This window comes from Streptomyces sp. NRRL WC-3549 (genome assembly GCF_000721935.1).
Classification (GTDB): domain Bacteria; phylum Actinomycetota; class Actinomycetes; order Streptomycetales; family Streptomycetaceae; genus Streptomyces.
The window spans coordinates 59,507-61,863 of the sequence record NZ_KL585406.1 but is presented as its reverse complement, the minus strand read 5'-3'; the positions used below and the strand labels follow the sequence as shown (position 1 = coordinate 61,863).

The following is a 2,357-nucleotide window of genomic DNA, read 5'->3' as shown; positions in this document are numbered from 1 at the left end:
GGTGGCAGGCGTACCTCCACTTCACCGACCTGCCGAATGCCGACACCACCTTCACCACCCACGTCCTGCCCATTCTGCACGAGGCGGAGACCGCCGGAGCGATCAACGGCTGGTGGTACACCAGAAAGCACCCCTGCTGGCGCCTACGCCTCCGAATCCAGCCTGCGGTCGACGCCAAGCCGACCATAGGGGACGCCCTCGACCGCCTCGTTACCGAAGGACACCTACGGCGCTGGTGGCCCGGCATCTACGAACCGGAGACTCCAGCGTTCGGAGGAAAGACCAGCATGGATGCCGCACACGCCCTGTTCATCACCGACAGCCGCGAGATCCAGCAGTTGCACCGGCGCGGCGGCCTCGCCGTCGGGCCCAGGGAATTGTCCGTGCTCCTGTGCACGATCATGATGCGCGCCGCCCGGCTGGAGTGGTACGAACAGGGCGACGTCTGGGACCGCGTCATCACGACGGAACACCGCTCAGCCATCAGCGACGTCCCGGCAGAACAACTCAACGCCAGAGCCCAGCAGATCCGTCCCCTGCTACTCGCCGACAGCGACGCCTTGCTGCGCCCCGAGGGCGCTCTGGGCCCCGCCGCCGAATGGGCCGCAGCCTTCCGTAACACCGGCCGGGCCCTCGCCCACGGAGTCCAGGAGGGAACACTCGACCGCGGGCTACGGCAGGTCCTCAGCTACCACGTGATCTTCCACTGGAACCGGCTCGGCCTGTCCATGCGCGGGCAGAGCATCCTGGCCTGGGCAGCCAGGGCGGCCATCCTGCACGGCGTCGACCACAAGGAGAGCCAAGACACATGACGACACTCATCGTCGGCGGCAGTGGGTTCCTCGGGACCGAACTCATCAGGCAGGCGAGAGCGGCCGGGCACCGCATGGCCGCGACCTACCACTCGACCGTTCCGGCGAGTACCTCCGACGCCGAGTGGTACCCCGTTGATCTGCGAGACCCGGACCGCATAGCTGAGGTCGTGGCCGAGGTACGCCCGCGTCTGATCATCAACGCATCGAGCGGGGGAGCCGAGTGGGCGACGACGGCGCAGGCGCCCGTCCGCCTCGCGATGATCGCGAAGCAGCACGGTAGCCACCTCGTGCAGGTGTCCACCGACGCGGTGTTCTCCGGTATCAGCCGGTCCCGCTACGACGAAACCTGTCCTCCGGACCCCATCACCCCGTACGGCGCTGCCAAGGCCGCTGCGGAGACCGGGGTTCTCACGCTGCACCCGCAGGCCGCCGTCGTCCGCACCTCCCTGATCATCGGGCACAACCGTTCCGTGCACGAGCACTTGGTGCACCAGCTCGCCGCCGGCACCACCGACGGGGTCCTGTTCACCGACGACATCCGCTGCCCGGTGCACGTCTCGGACCTGGCTGCCGCGCTGCTGGAGCTCGCGGAGCACGGCACCGCGGGAGTCCATCACGCAGCAGGTATCGACGCTGTCAGCCGCCACGAGCTCGGCGTTCTCATCGCACGGCGCGACGGCCTGGACGCTGCCCGTCTGGCCGCCGGCCTGCGCGCCGAGAGCACGCTGCCCGGCCCACTCGACGTGCGCCTGGACAGTCGGACGACTCAGCTCCTGTTGAACACTCGTCTGCGCGGTGCGCACGAATTCCTCGTCGCGCACGAGGGTGAAGCACAGGACTGACCAGACTGCGGCGAAGTCCATCTCTACGCTGGAGCACCATGAAGAAGGTCGCCATCGTCGGCTGCGGAGGCAGTGGCAAGTCCCACGTGGCCCGCGAGCTGGGCAGGATCCTCGACGCCCCTGTGACACACCTGGACGCTGCGTTCTACGACGACGAGTGGAACGCGTCGCACATGGACAAGTTCAGCGACGTCCAGCGCGAACTGGTCGCGCAGCCGCGGTGGGTGATCGACGGCAACTACAACTCGACGCTGCAGGTACGGCTCGAAGCCTGCGACACGGTGGTCCTGATGGACGTGTCGACCGTGGCGGCGCTGTACGGAATCCTCTCCCGACAGATCCGGCACGGGGCCGGGCACAAGGGCAACGGGGTGCACAACCGCATCCACTGGGGCGTGATCAAGTACGTCGCCACGTACCGGCGCAAGATGCGGCCCCGCGTGATGGCGAAGATCGAGGAGTTCGGCTCCGGCACCGACGTGGTGCTGCTGGCCAACCGGCGTCAGACGCGCCGCTGGCTGCGGAAGGTCGCCGCCGAGCAGTCCTGACTGGTCCGCGCCCCCAATCGGGGGTGCGGCATGAACAAGTCCGACCCCGTTCCTGGACCCCGCCCGGCAGCCGGAGCTGTACGGACACGCCTCGCGGCTGCCGGGCAGCCCGGTCCACGGCGGTCCGGCGCCAGTAGTAGAAGCTCGAGCGG

3 protein-coding genes are annotated in these 2,357 nt (G+C 68.4%); all 3 read left to right on the top strand.

All coding sequences use genetic code 11. From position 1 onward, the window contains the following. Window positions 1-812: thiopeptide-type bacteriocin biosynthesis protein (locus IH13_RS0118905; protein ID WP_031085979.1), on the top strand; the 812-nt coding region annotated here is incomplete at its 5' end. After that, window positions 809-1,657, top strand: a complete 849-nt coding sequence (locus IH13_RS0118900; protein ID WP_031085978.1) for an SDR family oxidoreductase — start codon at window positions 809-811, stop codon at window positions 1,655-1,657. The genes IH13_RS0118905 and IH13_RS0118900, both read left to right, overlap by 4 nt. Before the next feature lie 38 nt (window positions 1,658-1,695). Then, on the top strand, window positions 1,696-2,205 hold the full coding sequence (locus tag IH13_RS0118895; protein WP_031085976.1) for a P-loop NTPase family protein: 510 nt from the start codon (window positions 1,696-1,698) through the stop codon (window positions 2,203-2,205). The last annotated feature ends 152 nt before the right edge of the window (window positions 2,206-2,357 follow it).

Excerpts from the sequence above, each read along its gene's own strand:
- IH13_RS0118900 (WP_031085978.1), top strand. The coding sequence starts at position 809 with ATGACGACACTCATCGTCGGCGGCAGTGGGTTCCTCGGGACCGAACTC.
- IH13_RS0118895 (WP_031085976.1), top strand. The coding sequence starts at position 1,696 with ATGAAGAAGGTCGCCATCGTCGGCTGCGGAGGCAGTGGCAAGTCCCAC.